Below are 15,668 nucleotides of genomic sequence, written 5' to 3'. Positions count from 1 at the left end.
AATTTTGTTCTTTTCGTCAAAAAACGACTACATCCACTTCGTCATCCATGCGATATAGTAAGAAGCCGGGATAAACAGAACTTGGGCAAAAATCGTCCCGGCCACCCTCGATGTTGCCATCGTGATCGAAGCCCATTTCAAATAAGTATAGCTCCGCTTCCCTTTTGCTACATCATCTGCAAGTACCGACACCTTCGGATCGACAAACAGCGCCAGCAGCATCGTTGCAACCCCGTTGACAAGGCCTGAAGCCATCACCGCGGTCGTATGCCTTTCGGGCACGAGGACACCCGCATAAAGAGCGGCAAGAACACCGATTGTATAAATCGCCGTGATGGCCATGTTCAAGACAAACAGCCGCTTCGGTATATAGCGGAACCGAAAGTCTTTCACATATTCCAGGCTCGGTCTTCTCGAATAATGCTTGGCATGCTTGAAGATATTTTTTGAGAACGCCTTGCGAAACACTTGCAAAACGGAGCCGTTTTCCCCTGCCAAATGAACAATCGCTCTCGAAAATACGGCGACGAACGTCGGCAGAAGCAGCATTCCGAAAATGGTGCCGACAGTTGAACCAAAGATTAAAAACCGAAATTGGCTGCCGACGAGGGAAAGTGCGTCCGCACCCGCAACATCGACAAGCTTCCCCGTCACAGGCTGCTGAACCATGTTTGACATTCTTGAGACGATGACCATCACATTAAATAATGACAGCGCTGATGCGATAAATCCGACTCTCGCGCCTGACAGACGGGCGGCATATGCGAGCGTTTCGATGGAATGGATCAGCAACAGAAAACAAAAAATCAATAGTACCTTAGATGTTAAAAAGTCCATTTCTCTTCCTCCAGTCTATAGGTAAGACTGTTTTCAAAACGCAAACGTTTCGGCAAATCAAAAACCGCCCCGGCAAAAGCCGAAGCGGTCTCAATTATCATATTTATTCGAGCAAATAAATCTATCCGCTGCCAAAGGCGGTCATTTGAATTTCGTAAAAGATCAGCATCTATCGTTCCGAGTTGAAAGTAAACACCATGGAATTTCTGATACAAGACAACGAAAGCCCTACCTCTCATTCGTCCTTGCGGCTCCGAAGCCGCGCCAGTGTGAATTGTGAAACAAAAAGTCTTTTTTCCCTCTATCCTGTTAGGGGCGGGTCAGAGGAAGAAATCAGTATCTTCTAAGAAAGAAAAAAGAAGTCTACTTTCCATTTATTTGCTCTTTTGCGTGTTCCTATTTTTTATTATACTACAGTTCGTCCTTCATGACAAACTGATTGAGCACAGCGCTACAGGTCAAGCGTGACCGGGGTGCTTTCGCCTTCATTCATCAGTCTGATTTCCGAAGGCTCGATCTCAAGCACGGTTAAGTTCGGATCGTCCTTTCCGTCAAACCATCGCTCAAGCCTTTCATCCCAGATTTTGTCCTTTAAATCTTGAGAATGGTTGAGCTTTGCCGTACCTGTGATTTCAAGGTATGCATCGCCTAATCCTTCACCGTTATAACCCAACAGCACATGGACGTTCGGATTGTTATCAATTTCTTCCGCCTTGTGCGTCTCATCGCTTGTCGGTGTATAAAGCGTCAGCCCGTCGTGGAAAAAGGTCATGTAGCGGGAATGAGGCTTGCCGCTTTCGACCGTTGCAAGCGAACCGATTTTATGATGATCGAGAATGTCGAGCACCTTGTTCTTCAATTGCTGCTGATCCATTTTGAGTTCCCTCCTTTGTATCGTCTCCACTGTTACTTTTCCACAATGTTTTGTATATTAAACAATTGAAAGGAGGTTTTTGACGTGAATATTTTCATATCGTTTGATGCGGAGGCTGATATGGGCTACATTGCTTTGACGGAAAACCGTGCCGGATCTGCCGCAGCAACAGATGATATCGGCAATACGGCTTTGGCTGCAGACTTTGACCGCCATCAGCGGATTATCGGTGTCGAATTTCCGGGGAAAGCGGCTCCGGAAATAGCGCGGCTTGGAACGCTCACCGGCAGAAAACACAAACTTGAACCGGCTTTCCTAAACGGCGCCCGCGTTCAGCGATTTCGACCGACGGCACAGGAAGCGGTCAAAACACTTTGTGTGAACGGTGTTCAATTTTATTTTGCCGATTATGACGGACAGCGCTTTATCGGCTTTGATGTGCTTGATCGAACGGAAAAAAGCGAATGAGATCGGCTCCCATTCGCTAAATTCTCGGGTCTGTGAACACATCGTGATCATCGGTGCTTGTTGAAGAAAACTCCGTAACCACAGCACCCTCACTCCCCGCTTTGAACCAATGTTTCGTATCCGGCGGAATCGTGTACTGTTCGCCGGGTGTGAGCTGAATTTCGTGCCAAACGGTGAAATGCTCGATATCCTCGTGCGGCGGCAGAACGGCCGGGACTTCCGTTTTTTCTCCTTCTACATACAAATACACTTTTCCGTATCTGCACCTGAATGTCTCTTCCTTCCCTTCCTGCCCGTCTACGGGAGGATGCCGGTGTTCGGGGCATGTTTGTTCAGGGAATAATACAAGCTCTTTGGCGCAGTAGCGGTTTGTGTTGACATAGACGAACAGCTGGAGCCCCAGCTTATTCAGCTTATTTAATCCGTAGTCCATGATTTGGATGTTTTCTTTATCATCGTCGCTCAGCGCGATGCCCGCTTTTTCGTAGTATTCGATTACATCCTCCTTTGTCACCTTCACACGAGCTCCCCCCTTTTATGTCGTGATAAAGTCTCCGCCGTTGACGTGGAGGGTCTGCCCTGTCATATACGAAGAATCGTCAGATGCTAAAAGCACATAGCAGCCCACATGGTCCACCGGCTGACCCGGACGGCCCATCGGGGTATCTGTACCGAACTTCGCCACTTCCTCCCCTGAAAATGTGGATGGGATCAGCGGCGTCCAAATCGGTCCGGGTGCAACGGCATTGACGCGGATGCCGTCTTTGACGAGCGCCTGTGACATCGACCTTGTAAACGCATTGATCGCACCTTTTGTTGCCGTGTAGTCAATCAGCTGCGGATTGCCCCGGTAAGGGTTGATCGATGTTGTATTGATGATCGCACTGCCCGGCTCCAAATAATCGATCGCTTTTTTTGTAAAGTAGAAATAAGAGAAGAAATTTGTTTTAAATGTTTTCTCAAGCTGTTCACTGGAAATCTCTTTAATGCTGTCTTTAGGATGCTGTTCGGCCGCATTATTGACAAGAATATCAAGACGGCCCAGCTCCTTTACAGTTTGTTCAACCGCGTCATTGCAAAATGCTTCGTCTCTGACGTCTCCGGGAAGCAGCAGGCATTTGACGCCTTCTTTTTCAACCCGCGCTTTCGTCTCCTGAGCGTCCTCGTGTTCATTTAAGTAGACAATCGAGATATCCGCGCCTTCTTTAGCATAGGCAACGGCAACTGCCCTGCCGATTCCGCTGTCGCCTCCTGTAATCAGCGCGACCTTTCCTTTCAGTTTATCCGTCCCTTTGTCATTTTCATCTTCATAGATCGGACGCGGGTTCATGACGCTTTCGATGCCGGGCTGACGGTCTTGCGTCTGTGCCGGCTGTCCGTTTGTCTGCTGATTGCGCAAATCCATTTGTGATTCCTCCCTTTAGCTGATGTTACTAGACTTTTAACCGGAGAAATTTTTGTTTAAACATGACCGTGTGCGCGAAAAATGAAGAAAGCCCCGGGGTGACCGGGGCTTGGCTTTTACCACTCTTTATCCTGTATAAACCGGTGAAACAACACGTTCAGCCTGCCGTACAGCTGCTCGCGGTCTCCGGTCTGGTACGCTTTTATACTTTCGTCACTTTCAATCATCGAAGAGCTGATCAAGCTCAAAATCTCAGAACCTTCCGGAGACAGATCGGCCGGCGCCAGCATGATGAGCATCCGCGTCATCTTCATGGCGCTTCCGTCCATCCCTTTGATCTCGAACGGTTTGGACAGATCATAAGCTTTAAAGAGGGGAATCGTGGCCGCTTCGCTTTTTAAATGGAACAGTGCGAAGGTGGTTCCGGGAATGCCGAGGCCCCCCTGTGCTTCTCTTGTCATCAGCCCGCCGGCCATCTGCCCTGCATCTGTAACCAGACCTTGATCTTCAAGGGTGCTGCAAATGCGTTTGACCGTATGTTCCAGGCTTGATTCAGCTTCCAGCGTTTCAACTGTAAAATGGCTCAGTAAATGTTGAATGCCGGCTGCGTAATGGCCGATTTTCCGCGCAATTTGAAGCATATCGGGAAACGGCTCCGGTTTTTTGGGAGCCATCCGCTTTTTCCGAAGGATGAGCGGGATTTTCCGGGTGAGCTGGTGTTTGATCTGTTTCACATCTTCTGTGTCAAGGAGCGGACTGACGGTGACGCAGTCAATGTTTTCATATGGGATCGGCACGGTTGAAACGATGATGTCATAGGCGCCGGTATTTTTCGATTTCAGCTCCATCAGAGAGGATATCTCAAAGGAAGCGATTTCAGGAAGCTCTTTTTTCAGCCGCGAGGCCAGCATCTTTGATGAACCGATTCCGCTCGAACAAATCACGAGCGCGCTGATGTCTACTTTTTGTTTGCTCATCTCAAGCGCCGATCCAAAGTGAAGGACGATAAAAGCAATTTCTTCATCTGGAAACCGGATTTCCGGAAAAAATGTTTCGACGCCCTCCTCTATGGCCATATATAAGAGAAAATAATCTTTTTTGACCTGTTCTGTTAACGGATTATGCACCGACATCTTTTCTTTGATCCGGATGATCGCCGGTTCAAGGTGGGCGATTAATCCTTCATAAAGCGAATGGTTGCCTGTTAAATTCGTGCCCGTTTTTTGCGAGATGAAATCGATCAGCTTTTTCGTCCTGAGCGCGGTATCCAGCTCGATATCTTCCGCTCTGTAGTCGATTTTGAAGCTTTTGTTGGCACTTCTTAAATGCATCGTAATATACCCCGCCTCAGCTTCGGGAATCTTCACGTGAAACGCATCTTCAAGCGCCTTTGCAAGCGCAATCGCAAGTTCAAACTCTTTCGTACGCTTCAGGTCCGTCAATTCTTCTTCATTCATATTGATCATTTCACCGAGCTGTATCCGCTCGATCGCAAACGTCAAGTGGACGACGAGAGCGATGTATGCACTGTCGGAAAGGGAAAGTTCATACTTTTCTTTCATCTGAAACAGCACTTTTTCCGCTTTCAGCAATTTCCCCCTGCTGACGACACCGAATATTTTCTCCGGCGCTTCGTTCTTGCCTTTAATATTCATTTCGATCGTTTCCAGAAACTGCTGAACATCGAGTTTGTCGGCCATCAAGTTTCCGACGATTTTTCGCTTGGCATCCTCCGGCCCCCTCAGCTCTATGCCGTAGCCTCTTTTTCTGATCAGCGACAGGCCGAACGGAGCGATCCACTTCTCCAGCTCGTCAAGATCGTTGCTGATCGTTGCCGTCGTCACCTGCAAGTCATTGGCGATTGTATAAAGCTTGATCGGCTCTCCCGCTTCAATCATCGCGCATAAAATCAAAAGCTTTCGTTCATCGGCACTGTATTCGACATGGCTGTCCCGGGACAGATCTTCAAGAAGCCGCTGTTTGTCTCTGTAGACACCGACCAGTTTCAAGCCCTTTCCCGGCTGCTTATCAAGCTGAAGACTGTACTTGTCCAGAACGGATTTAACCGCTTTGAGCTCACGGTGGACCGTTCTTGTGCTGACTTCAATATAGTCGGCAATTTCATTGACCTTGACATAACGGTTTTGATGCAAAAGGTATTTCATCAATTTTTGTTCCCTTGCTGTCATATACATAAAACGCCGCCTCCGGTGTTGTCGTTTTTGCGGGAGTGAAAGGGGGTCCGGCGGTTGAAACGGTATCCCTATCATAAAACGCTGTTAAGAAATCTTCAATTCGAACTAATTAATTTTTTATTAAAATCTTCAAGAAGTGAAAAAACACCAGCCCTAGCTGATGTTTCAAGGTTAGGTTGCATCTGCGCCGCCCTGTTCATACATTCTGTTTCGGCAGCCCCCGCCCAGCTGCCGAACTTTTCCCGATTCTATCTGAAACTATGCTTTCAAATGGCTGATCACCAGTTTGAATAAAGAATGATCCTCTTTTAGTCCGCATACGTCCCGAAGCACGCCTTCATAGCCTTTTTCAGCGATCATGCTTTGAAGCTGAACGGCTTCCGGATCATCGGCACAATCAAACTGCAGCGCCAAGGCAATACCTTCTGCAAGGCGGACAGGTTCAAAGCCGAGGTCGCAAAGCTTCCTGGCCGGGCCGACAAGACGGTCATCCCTGCCAAGCTTGCGAAGCGGCGACCTGGCCACACGGGTGACATCGTCTGATAGGCATTCATTTTCAAAGCGCCCGATAATTTTTGTCATATATGCCCGGTGCTCTTCCTGTGTAAAATCGTATGTTTGAACAAGGTACTGGCCTGTTTCTTCAAGCGCTCCTGCCACCGTTTGGCGGACCTCCGGGTGATGAATGGCGTCTTTTATCGTCTTCAAACCTTTCTTATAGCCGGCATACGCCGCCATGGCATGTCCGGTATTGACCGTAAACAGCTTTCTTTCGATGAATGGCGCGAGATCCGGTACATATGTCACACCTTCAATATCCGGCACTTTTCCGGCGAATTCCGTTTGATCGACGGCCCATTCGAAAAAAGGCTCCACCGTTACTTTCAACAGATCATCATGATGCTGGATCGGCACAATTCTGTCGACTGCCGAGTTCGGAAAGCCGACTGAATCGCTGATTGCGGCGCGCTCTGTTTCAGTTAAGCGGGCAAAAATTTCCTCGCGAAGATGAGCGCTGCCTCCGATCATATTCTCGCAAGCTATGATATTTAAAGGCTGGGTATTTATTTTCATCCGGCGCTTCAAACCTTCTGCAATCGGCTCTGCGATCAGCTTAAGCACCGCAGGGCCCACCGCTGTGGTGACAAGGTCGGCTTTCGCTATCAAATCATACAATTCGTCAAGCTGGGTCGCACTGTTGATCGCCCGAACCGGGCCAATCGTTTCCTGCTTCCTTCCGGCATCGGCCAATTCGACGATATAGCGGCCCTTGTCGTTCAGTTCCTTGATCATGGCATCGTTTACATCGGCGAACACAACATCATACCCCGATTTGCAGAGCAAGGCTCCGATAAATCCGCGGCCGATGTTCCCCGCACCGAAATGCAGTGCAATCATATTTGGTCACCTTCTTCAAAAACCGCCATTAACTCGTCTTCATTTTTCGCATTGATGATTCGTTCGACATTGTCCGCTTCTGAGCAAACGATCGCAATCTTTGACAAAATCTCCAAATGCTCATCATTTTTCCCGGCAATGCCAAAAATCACTTTAGCGATATTGCCATCGCCGTATTCAACACCTTCCGGAAGCTGGATCACGGATATTCCGGAATGAAGAACATCGCGCTTGCTGTCTTCCGTACCATGCGGAATAGCAATTGCGTTCCCCATGTAAGTGGAAGTGAGGCCTTCCCTCTCCAACATTTTCTCGATATAATCCGCGGTCACATAGCCGGCGTCAACCAGCGCCTTTCCGGCCAGCCTGATCGCTTCTTCCTGCGTTGCGGCAGATTGATTGAGATGAATGTTTTCTTTTGCAAGTACTGGTTTCATTGGGAAATCACTCTCTTTCATACATGTTGTGTGAGCCTGAATAACAGGCTCACGGGTTCTCAAACTTTACTTTTTTAGCTGATTGATCAGTTCATCGTATTTTGGACTGTTAAGGAAATTTTCCACCGATATGTGTCTGGCGTTTGGAAGCTTCGCTTTTGCCCGTTCCGTTAAGTCTTTATGCGTGATGACGATGTCGGCATCTCCCGGCAGATTATTGATCGATGTATTGGATACGTCGATATCGAGTTCTGCTTTTTTGACTTTGTTTTTCAAAATGGATGCCCCCATCGCACTTGAGCCCATTCCGGCATCACACGCGAAAATGATCTTGCCGACATTTTCGTAAGGAGCCGCTGATTCTTCCGCTTCATCAGCCGAAGTCAATGCAGAAACGGCTTGGCTCTTCTTCCCTTTCATTTGCTGCATTTTTTCTGCTGCGGCTGTTAAATCTTCTTCGCCGGCTTTAGACGTTTTCAAAATCAAAGAAGCTACAATGAATGAAACGGCTGCCGCGACGAGAACACCAAGGATCACACCGATGTGGTTGCCTTTCGGCGTCATCGCCAGCACCGCAATAATGCTTCCCGGTGAAGGAACAGCCGCCAGCCCCGCATTAAAGATGGAGAATGTCAGCACACCGCTCGCTCCGCCCGCTATTGCAGCCAGGATTAACAGCGGTTTCATCAGAATGTAAGGGAAATAAATTTCGTGAATCCCGCCAAGGAAGTGAATCACTGCAGCGCCCGGTGCGGTCTGCTTTGATGTGCCTTTTCCGAAAATCATGTAAGCTAAAAGAATCCCGAGACCCGGACCTGGGTTCGCCTCCAAAAGGAATAAAATCGATTTTCCTGTCTGGGCGGCCTGTTCAATACCAATCGGGCTCAAAATACCGTGGTTAATCGCATTGTTAAGGAAAAGAACTTTCGCAGGCTCTACAAAAATACTTGCCAATGGAAGCAGATTCGCATTGACGATCACTTCCACGCCGGCCGCCAATGTTTTGTTCAAGCCGAGCACCACCGGACCGATCGCAAGAAAGCCGAGCACTGCCAAAATGAAACCGAGAATTCCAGCTGTAAAGTTGTTGATCAGCATTTCAAATCCGGAACGGACCTTATCTTTGAAAAGCCTGTCCGTCAATTTCATCAGGTAGCCGCCCAGCGGCCCCATGATCATCGCGCCGAGGAACATCGGAATGTCCGCGCCGACAATAACGCCTATCGCTGCAGTCGCACCGACGACGCCTCCGCGGTGGTCGTACACCATCTTACCGCCCGTGTATCCGATCAAGAGCGGCAGCAAAAATTTGATCATCGGATCAACCAATGAAGCTAGCGCCTCATTCGGCCTCCATCCCGTCGGAATAAACAGGGCGGTAATGATCCCCCATGCGATAAATGCACCGATATTCGGCATGATCATTCCGCTCAAATAGCTTCCGAAACGTTGAATCTTTACTTTGAAATCTGGATTTTGTCTTTCTTCCATTTTTCATAACCCTCCTTTGTTGTCCTTTCAAGCCTCTGATAAAAAAATGATGTCGAATAATGTCGGCTCCTTATCTTTATATTAAAACGCTTACAGATGACTGCTCAATTGAAAGAAAACGGCACTTTGGCAGGAGCCGTGTGACAAAATTTAATAGTTTCATTTTTTAGTCTGGTTTCGGCTGCTGCGGCCGACTCGAGGAAAATAAAGGCTCGCTGAAGCATTGCATAAAAAAAGACCATTCCTGATTGGAATGGTCTTTCTTCATCATATTCAGCTTTTCAGCGGCCCGTAGCCCGCCGCTCTCAAATTTTCCGCCATCGCTTCATACCCTCTGCTGTTTGGATGTACGCGGTCAATTGACAAATATTCTTTTTCGCGTCCTTTAAAGACAGCATAAGTATCGATCACCTTGATTTGCGGAGCGGACTCGAGCTGCTTTAAATGCCTGTTAAAGCCGGAAATCCATCTGTCCGCTAATTCGATCGACGGAAAAGGGTTGTATAAATTGAGAAGACGGACGAGGTAACGCGTATCTTTGTCTCCCTTTATGTCTCCGATTTTCTCAAGCATGCCTGAGTAGTTTTTCTGACAGTGTGAGGAAGCTTCCAAAAAGACGTGTTCATCCTTTTCTTTTTCATATATCTCCAGCGATTGCAGAAGGTCATTGCCGCAGCCCGTTATCGTGATGACGTCCGCTTTTTTGACCTGTTCCATGATGAACGGCTCGTTCAGCATCGCCAGAATGTCCGACGTTTCAAGACCCGATTTCGCAAATACAAGCAAAGAAACGTCTTCGTTCAAATCCTCTTCCATTTTCCTTTTATAGCGCTGGACAAACCCCGGCTCAAACAAACCTGCACCGACCCCGACGGTTAGAGAATCGCCGAGAGCCGTATATTGAAGCGTCATATCCTTTCCCCCTCCGGTATGCCGTTTTTTCGCGGCAGCTACCATATATGTACTCGGGAGAGGCTCGAAAGGATACTTTTCTTTTTTCCTAAAAACCTAACTTTCTCGAAATATCAAGCGCCGCCTTTTTCACTCTTTCGGTCAAGTAAGGAAGACGGTCTTTCTGAAAGCGGGCTTCAAACCCGGCGATGCTGATCCCCGCCACGACTTCGCGCTTATGATTGAAAATCGGCGCGGCGATCGCGGAGGTGTAGTCTTCGAGCTCCGAATGACTGACCGTGCATCCGCTCCGGTACGACTCATTCAAAATGCGGAGCAGCTCGGTCTTATCCCGGATCGTACCGGAAGCGATCGGCACCAGCTCTGTTTTCTTGATATAGGCATCCCGCTCCTCTTCAGGCAAAAACGTCAGAATGCTTCTCGCGCAGGCTCCGGCATATAAAGGGGACCGCCTCCCGATCGCTGTATAGAGGCGAACAGTCTGCGTGCCCTCAATTTTTTCGATATACATCGCTTCATTTCCCTGCCTCACGATCAAATGGACGGCTTCATCCACGTCATCGCGGAGTTTTTCCATGATAGGCAGAGCGATTTTTCGAATATCAAGCCTTTCTGAAACAAGGTGGCCGTATTGCAAAAACAGCAGTCCTAAAGCATACATCCCGTTCTCGTCACGGTCGAGAAAACCCATTTCTTCGAGAGAACAAACCATGCGGTAGACAGATGTTTTCGGCATGCCTGTCAACTCAATCATGTCGCCCAGTGAGAGCCTTTCTCTCGTCAGGAACAGATTGAGCAGGGTCATAGCTTTGACAACTGTTTTGTTTTTATGTTCCATGCCTTCCCCTCCTGATACACATCACACCTATCATAACATGTATTCAAGCTTCAACCGGGCGGAAAGTTCGCTGATTTTTGTCTCCCGTTCGATGTACATGCGCTCTGCTTCCTGAAGGCTGACAAGCTGAAACTGCACCTGCTCGCCCGGCATCATCTGCGTCACCTGCGAAAAATCGGCGGATACGATATGGGCGATTCTCGGATATCCGCCCGCTGTCTGTCTGTCTGCGAGAAGAACGATCGGATTGCCGTCAGGCGGCACCTGAATCGTTCCGAACGATACAGCTTCAGAGATCATTTCCAGCGGCTGAGTGAGTTCGAGCGCTTCTCCTTGAAGTCGGTACCCCATCCGGTCGGATTTGGCCGTCACCCGGAATGTGTCCGCGAAAAAGCGTTCTTGCGATGATGAGGTGAAGCAAGCGAACTGATCGCCTTTAATGACACGAATGACCGGGTTCTTTTTTAACGGGAGAAAATATTTGCGGTCGACAGCCCACTTCGGAGCCGCAAAGCCCAAGCCATTGCCATGGTCTGCAAGCTTTTTGCACATCGCTTCCGACAACGGCGCCGGGCTGCCTGGCGATAACACGTCTCCCTTTTGAAGCGCCCTTCCTTGAAAGCCGCCGAGCCCTGCTCTGACATATGTGCTTTTGCTTTCCATCACAGGCGGCACATCAATCCCCCCGGCTACCGCCATATATGCACGGCTGCCGCGCTTGCACATGCCGAATGTCAACACGCTGCCTTCTTTGATGAAAACCGGACGCCAAAGCGGGACTTCTTCATCATTTACCATCAGTGAAAAGTCAGCGCCCGTCACCGCTATAAGAGCCGGTTTTTGAAAGCGGAGAGACGGCCCCGGTCCCATTAGCGTCACTTCAAGCGCAGCTTCGTTCTGGCTGTTTCCCGCGAGGAGATTGGCAATCCGCAAAGAATCGGCATCCATGGCACCGCTGACAAGCACGCCGTATTTTTGAAAACCTGTGCGGCCCAAGTCTTGAACCGTTGTCATCAGACCCGGCTTTAACACTTCTATGCTCAAGATTTCCCCTCCTTCAGCGCGTGATACTCCTCTTCTGTCACGCTGACAAATTTCACGATATCCCCTGCTCTCAGAAGGCTCGGAGGCTGTTCATAAGGCTTGAATAATTCAAGCGGCGTATTGCCGATCAGCTGCCAGCCGCCCGGCGTTGAAAGGGGATAGACGCCTGTTTGCATGCCGGCTATTCCGACTGAACCGGCGGGAATCGAAGTCCGAGGAGATGACCGCCGCGGTGCGGCTATCTTTTCAGACATTCCGCCTAGGTAAGGGAAGCCCGGCGCAAAGCCGATCATATAAACGAGGTACTCACCCGAGGTGTGAATATCGATGACTTCCTGTGCAGTCAGGCCGTTGATGTCGGCCACTTCCTCCAAATCAGGGCCGAAACGGCCGCCGTAACAAACCGGAATTTCCACCGTGCGCTGATCTGTCTCTTCTTCCATTGTGAGCTCTTGGAGATGATGGTCGAGGAGGGCTTTTACCTTTTCATACGGAGAATCAACAGCCTTGCCGCTCTCCATCTTGCGGTATACTTCAAATGGCTGATAGAAAACGGTCACACTCGTGAAAGCCGGCACACACTCAATAAAACCGGGAAACGGATCGTTTTCAATCCGCTTTGTCAGCGCGCTGACGACACGGTGCGTCTTTTCGCTTATCCCCTCTCCAAGCTGGATGATAACCGCGGAGTCGCCGAGCGGAGACATTGTCGCATTCGAAAGATTTTTCAATTCTGTTTCACCTTGCCTTTCATCCCCTTAAATCAAAAATCAATACAGATAAACCGCTCTGTATTGATTTTGAAATCCTATAACACACCAAATTGTTCATCCCGAACATCGGTAACCAGCATATGGCCGGGCGAATGCGTAATCATCAGCTCCGGCCTTGCGTGCATTGCGACTGCCTGAGGGGTGACGCCGCAAGCCCAGAATACCGGAACTTCCCCTTTTTTTATCGTTACCGCATCGCCGAAATCGGGTTTTGCGATGTCTGTTATACCGATGGCTTCTGGACTGCCGATATGGACAGGCCCTCCGTGAACGGCGGGAAGCCTTGATGTAACCTGAACGGCTCGCACCGCCTGCTCTTCCGGAACCGGCCTCATGCTGACGACCATAGGCCCTTGAAAACGGCCTGCCGGGACACAAGGAATATTCGTTTGATACATCGGGACATTTCGCTTTTCTTCAATGTGTCTGACAGGGATTCCGTTATTCATTAACGCTTGTTCGAACGTAAAGCTGCAGCCGATTAAAAAACCGACCATGTCGTCTTCCCATAAAGAAGAGATATCTGTCACTTCATCCGCCAATTCGCCACGCTTGTATACGCGGTATTTTGGAAAATCGGTGCGGATATCAGCGTCCGGCGCCGTGATGGACGGAACCGGAGATCCGGGGTCCGTGACATCAAGAATCGGACACGGCTTTTGATTGCGCTGGCAAAACAGCAAGAACTCAAAAGCGAGCTCTTTTTTCAAAATCACCAGGTTTGCCTGGGTAAAACCCCCGGCCATGCCGGCTGTCGGACCCGTTATTTCCCCTTTTCGAATCAGAGCCCTGACTTCGTCAGGACGCATTTCATTTACATGCAACGAGATCATCCCCATAACTTAGGAATTTCATTGATTAACGTATAGCCTCCCATGATGGCCATGACAATAACGACCAGAATGCCCGGAATTGTAAGCCAGATCGGATGCCTGTAGTCGCCGATGACATTCTTCTTATGCGCGCCGATTAAAAGGGAGCCTAGTGCGATCGGCAAGATTAAGCCGTTTAATGCGCCGGCAAGAACGAGAAGGTTGACCGGCTTTCCAATTGTTACAAAGCAAAGCGTTGATACAATAATAAAGACAATTATAATGCCGCGTGAATTCTTTTCGATTTTCGGAGAAAACGTTTTAAAGAATGATACCGACGTATAAGCAGCACCGATCACGGATGTAATAGCAGCGCTCCACATGACGAGGCCGAAGATTTTGTATCCGACATTTCCTGCGGCATGCTGGAATACTGATGCCGGCGGATTATCCGGATTAATCTGCATACCTTTTGATACGACGCCAAGTACGGCAAGGAAAAGCGCAATCCTCATGACAGACGTGATCAAAATGCCGGAAACAGAGCTTTTCGTTACTTCAGGGATCGCATCCTTCCCTTTAACACCCGCATCAAGCAATCGGTGTCCGCCGGCAAATGTAATGTATCCGCCGACCGTACCGCCGACAAGCGTTATAATCGCAAGATAATCAATGTTATCAGGCATGACCGTCTTCGTTATCGCTTCCCCTACCGGAGGTCCGGTGGTGACAGCGACGTACACCGTCAGTAAAATCATGACAAAGCCTGCGATCAGCGTAAACCGGTCCATCGCTTTTCCCGCTTCTTTAATGACAAAGATCAAAATCGCGATGACGGCGCTGATGATGGCTCCCATCTGCGGCGAAATGCCGAATAAAACCTGCATGCCGAGACCGGCGCCTCCGATATTGCCGATGTTGAAGGCAAGCCCGCCCAGAACGACAAGAAAGGCGATAAAATAGCCGAGTCCCGGTAAGACGAGGTTGGCGATTTCCTGCCCTCTTTTTTCAGAAACCGCAATAATTCTCCACACATTGGTTTGGGCGAAAATATCTAAAATGATGGAAACGAGGATGACAAAGCCGAAGCTTGCGGCCAAAGATTGTGTAAATACTGTGGTTTGTGTTAAAAATCCCGGCCCGATTGCAGATGTGGCCATTAAAAAAGCGGCGCCCAAAAGCAACGTCCAGTTGCCTGCCGGCGCTTTTGTTTTTTTATTTTGTTTCAAATGGTATTCCTCCTTTTGTCAACATCATGTAGAAAAAGCTTGTACTTTAATATCTGCTGCTCTGAGTTCGCGGCGGATTTTTTTCGCAAAATGAAGCGCGTGTGCACCATCACCGTGAATGCACACCGTATCTGCTTTAAGGCTGACATCCGTTCCCTGCAGGCTGCGGACCTTGCCTTCTTTCACCATGCGGATCACCTGGCCGACGGCTTCATCGTCATCTTGAATCAGCGCATCATTCTGGCGGCGGGAAGTCAGCGTTCCGTCTTCTTGATATGTACGGTCGGCGAAAACTTCGTGAGCCGTTTTTAAACCGGCTCTTTCACCGGCAAGCACAAGTTCGCTTCCCGCCAAACCGAATAAAATCAGTTCCGGGTCTGTTTGATAAACTGCGCGCGCGATCGCATCCGACAGTTCCCGGCTTTGCGCGGCCATATTATATAGTGCGCCATGGGGTTTCACATGCTGCATGGTCACGCCTTCAGCCTTTAGAAATCCTGAAAGCGCACCGATTTGATACACGACAAGATCGTATGCTTCTTCAGGCGTGATCGCCATATTGCGGCGCCCGAATCCCGCTAAATCGGGAAGTCCCGGATGCGCGCCGATTTTCACGCCTTTTTCCGCCGCCATTTTGACGGTTTTGCGCATGACGCCAGGGTCTCCCGCATGAAATCCGCAAGCGATGTTGGCTGATGTAACAAACTCGAGAATCTCCTCATCCAGCCCGATTTTATAAGCGCCGAAGCTTTCTCCAAGATCGCAGTTTAAATCAACTTGATTCATCAAATCCCCCCTATATATTGATGCACATTCGGTCGAATTTTAGTATATCCCTCGTTTTGTTCCGATTTTCGGAACATTAATTCCGAATAATCAAACTTGAATTGATTATATCAAGGATTTGCCCGCTTGGCATCATATTGTTAGGAAACCTCACACAAAATAAATCGTT

Annotated in this window: 16 protein-coding genes; 1 reads left to right on the top strand and 15 read right to left on the bottom strand. The window is 49.0% G+C overall.

The genetic code is table 11. The features are described 5' to 3' along the window. Positions 1 to 27: 27 nt before the first annotated feature. Both MHI30_RS02625 and MHI30_RS02620 read right to left on the bottom strand, forming a co-directional pair. Positions 28 to 837 (bottom strand): lipid II flippase Amj family protein, encoded by an 810-nt coding sequence (locus tag MHI30_RS02625; RefSeq protein ID WP_075753920.1) that lies wholly within the window; start codon positions 835 to 837, stop codon positions 28 to 30. A 451-nt stretch (positions 838 to 1,288) separates the two neighbouring features. Continuing rightward, positions 1,289 to 1,711, bottom strand: coding sequence for a pyridoxamine 5'-phosphate oxidase family protein (locus tag MHI30_RS02620; RefSeq protein WP_075753916.1), 423 nt, complete (start codon positions 1,709 to 1,711; stop codon positions 1,289 to 1,291). 84 nt (positions 1,712 to 1,795) lie between these two features. Here MHI30_RS02620 and MHI30_RS02615 point away from each other — a divergent pair, with 84 nt between their 5' ends. Next, the gene (locus MHI30_RS02615) at positions 1,796 to 2,179 is read left to right on the top strand and encodes a DUF2283 domain-containing protein (RefSeq protein WP_075753914.1); all 384 of its coding nucleotides are present in this window, start codon (positions 1,796 to 1,798) and stop codon (positions 2,177 to 2,179) included. A gap of 16 nt (positions 2,180 to 2,195) precedes the next feature. Here MHI30_RS02615 and MHI30_RS02610 read toward each other — a convergent pair whose 3' ends face one another. From MHI30_RS02610 to pxpA, 13 genes are all read right to left on the bottom strand, one after another. Next, positions 2,196 to 2,699 (bottom strand): D-lyxose/D-mannose family sugar isomerase, encoded by a 504-nt coding sequence (locus MHI30_RS02610; protein ID WP_075753912.1) that lies wholly within the window; start codon positions 2,697 to 2,699, stop codon positions 2,196 to 2,198. 15 nt (positions 2,700 to 2,714) lie between these two features. Next, positions 2,715 to 3,584 carry an SDR family oxidoreductase gene (locus tag MHI30_RS02605; protein WP_075753910.1) on the bottom strand — a complete coding sequence of 290 codons (870 nt, stop codon included), beginning with the start codon at positions 3,582 to 3,584 and terminating at the stop codon, positions 2,715 to 2,717. A gap of 116 nt (positions 3,585 to 3,700) precedes the next feature. Then, positions 3,701 to 5,779: a BglG family transcription antiterminator gene (locus MHI30_RS02600; protein ID WP_075753908.1), complete on the bottom strand. Its 2,079-nt coding sequence runs from the start codon at positions 5,777 to 5,779 to the stop codon at positions 3,701 to 3,703. Positions 5,780 to 6,037: 258 nt separating this feature from the next. Beyond that, entirely contained in the window at positions 6,038 to 7,177 is a 1,140-nt protein-coding gene (locus tag MHI30_RS02595; RefSeq protein ID WP_075753906.1) for a mannitol-1-phosphate 5-dehydrogenase, read from the bottom strand. After that, a complete protein-coding gene (locus tag MHI30_RS02590; RefSeq protein WP_020450212.1) occupies positions 7,174 to 7,614 on the bottom strand; it encodes a PTS sugar transporter subunit IIA in 441 nt (146 codons plus the stop codon). The genes MHI30_RS02595 and MHI30_RS02590 overlap by 4 nt, the downstream gene beginning before the upstream one ends. Positions 7,615 to 7,680: 66 nt before the next feature. Beyond that, on the bottom strand, positions 7,681 to 9,105 hold the full coding sequence (locus MHI30_RS02585; RefSeq protein WP_075753904.1) for a PTS mannitol transporter subunit IICB: 1,425 nt from the start codon (positions 9,103 to 9,105) through the stop codon (positions 7,681 to 7,683). 273 nt (positions 9,106 to 9,378) lie between these two features. Beyond that, on the bottom strand, positions 9,379 to 10,017 hold the full coding sequence (locus MHI30_RS02580) for a GDSL-type esterase/lipase family protein (protein WP_075753902.1): 639 nt from the start codon (positions 10,015 to 10,017) through the stop codon (positions 9,379 to 9,381). 88 nt (positions 10,018 to 10,105) lie between these two features. Then, positions 10,106 to 10,855, bottom strand: coding sequence for an IclR family transcriptional regulator (locus MHI30_RS02575; protein WP_075753900.1), 750 nt, complete (start codon positions 10,853 to 10,855; stop codon positions 10,106 to 10,108). Between the two features lie 30 nt (positions 10,856 to 10,885). Then, positions 10,886 to 11,899 carry a biotin-dependent carboxyltransferase family protein gene (locus MHI30_RS02570; protein ID WP_075753898.1) on the bottom strand — a complete coding sequence of 338 codons (1,014 nt, stop codon included), beginning with the start codon at positions 11,897 to 11,899 and terminating at the stop codon, positions 10,886 to 10,888. Next, positions 11,896 to 12,606 (bottom strand): 5-oxoprolinase subunit PxpB, encoded by a 711-nt coding sequence (pxpB, locus tag MHI30_RS02565; protein WP_009330160.1) that lies wholly within the window; start codon positions 12,604 to 12,606, stop codon positions 11,896 to 11,898. The genes MHI30_RS02570 and pxpB overlap by 4 nt, the downstream gene beginning before the upstream one ends. Before the next feature lie 101 nt (positions 12,607 to 12,707). Next, complete coding sequence (locus tag MHI30_RS02560; protein ID WP_085959542.1) at positions 12,708 to 13,481, bottom strand: putative hydro-lyase; 774 nt, start codon at positions 13,479 to 13,481, stop codon at positions 12,708 to 12,710. Between the two features lie 20 nt (positions 13,482 to 13,501). Continuing rightward, positions 13,502 to 14,713 (bottom strand): NRAMP family divalent metal transporter, encoded by a 1,212-nt coding sequence (locus MHI30_RS02555; RefSeq protein ID WP_003179015.1) that lies wholly within the window; start codon positions 14,711 to 14,713, stop codon positions 13,502 to 13,504. Positions 14,714 to 14,737: 24 nt separating this feature from the next. Continuing rightward, on the bottom strand, positions 14,738 to 15,499 hold the full coding sequence (gene pxpA, locus MHI30_RS02550; protein ID WP_009330162.1) for a 5-oxoprolinase subunit PxpA: 762 nt from the start codon (positions 15,497 to 15,499) through the stop codon (positions 14,738 to 14,740). Between the last annotated feature and the right edge of the window lie 169 nt (positions 15,500 to 15,668).

Origin of the sequence: Bacillus sp. FSL L8-0528 (genome assembly GCF_038593085.1) — a bacterium.
Taxonomy (GTDB): Bacteria; Bacillota; Bacilli; order Bacillales; family Bacillaceae; genus Bacillus; species Bacillus paralicheniformis.
The sequence above is the reverse complement of the archived record's forward strand: the minus strand, read 5'-3'. Positions and strand labels throughout refer to the sequence as shown.

Bases quoted from the DNA above. Each gene is read 5' to 3' on its own strand.
- MHI30_RS02625 (WP_075753920.1), bottom strand. From the start codon at position 837: ATGGACTTTTTAACATCTAAGGTACTATTGATTTTTTGTTTTCTGTTG.
- MHI30_RS02620 (WP_075753916.1), bottom strand. From the start codon at position 1,711: ATGGATCAGCAGCAATTGAAGAACAAGGTGCTCGACATTCTCGATCAT.
- MHI30_RS02605 (WP_075753910.1), bottom strand. From the start codon at position 3,584: ATGGATTTGCGCAATCAGCAGACAAACGGACAGCCGGCACAGACGCAA.
- MHI30_RS02600 (WP_075753908.1), bottom strand. From the start codon at position 5,779: ATGTATATGACAGCAAGGGAACAAAAATTGATGAAATACCTTTTGCAT.
- MHI30_RS02595 (WP_075753906.1), bottom strand. From the start codon at position 7,177: ATGATTGCACTGCATTTCGGTGCGGGGAACATCGGCCGCGGATTTATC.
- MHI30_RS02590 (WP_020450212.1), bottom strand. From the start codon at position 7,614: ATGAAACCAGTACTTGCAAAAGAAAACATTCATCTCAATCAATCTGCC.
- MHI30_RS02585 (WP_075753904.1), bottom strand. From the start codon at position 9,105: ATGGAAGAAAGACAAAATCCAGATTTCAAAGTAAAGATTCAACGTTTC.
- MHI30_RS02580 (WP_075753902.1), bottom strand. From the start codon at position 10,017: ATGACGCTTCAATATACGGCTCTCGGCGATTCTCTAACCGTCGGGGTC.
- MHI30_RS02575 (WP_075753900.1), bottom strand. From the start codon at position 10,855: ATGGAACATAAAAACAAAACAGTTGTCAAAGCTATGACCCTGCTCAAT.
- pxpB (WP_009330160.1), bottom strand. From the start codon at position 12,606: ATGTCTCCGCTCGGCGACTCCGCGGTTATCATCCAGCTTGGAGAGGGG.
- MHI30_RS02560 (WP_085959542.1), bottom strand. From the start codon at position 13,481: ATGCGTCCTGACGAAGTCAGGGCTCTGATTCGAAAAGGGGAAATAACG.
- pxpA (WP_009330162.1), bottom strand. From the start codon at position 15,499: ATGAATCAAGTTGATTTAAACTGCGATCTTGGAGAAAGCTTCGGCGCT.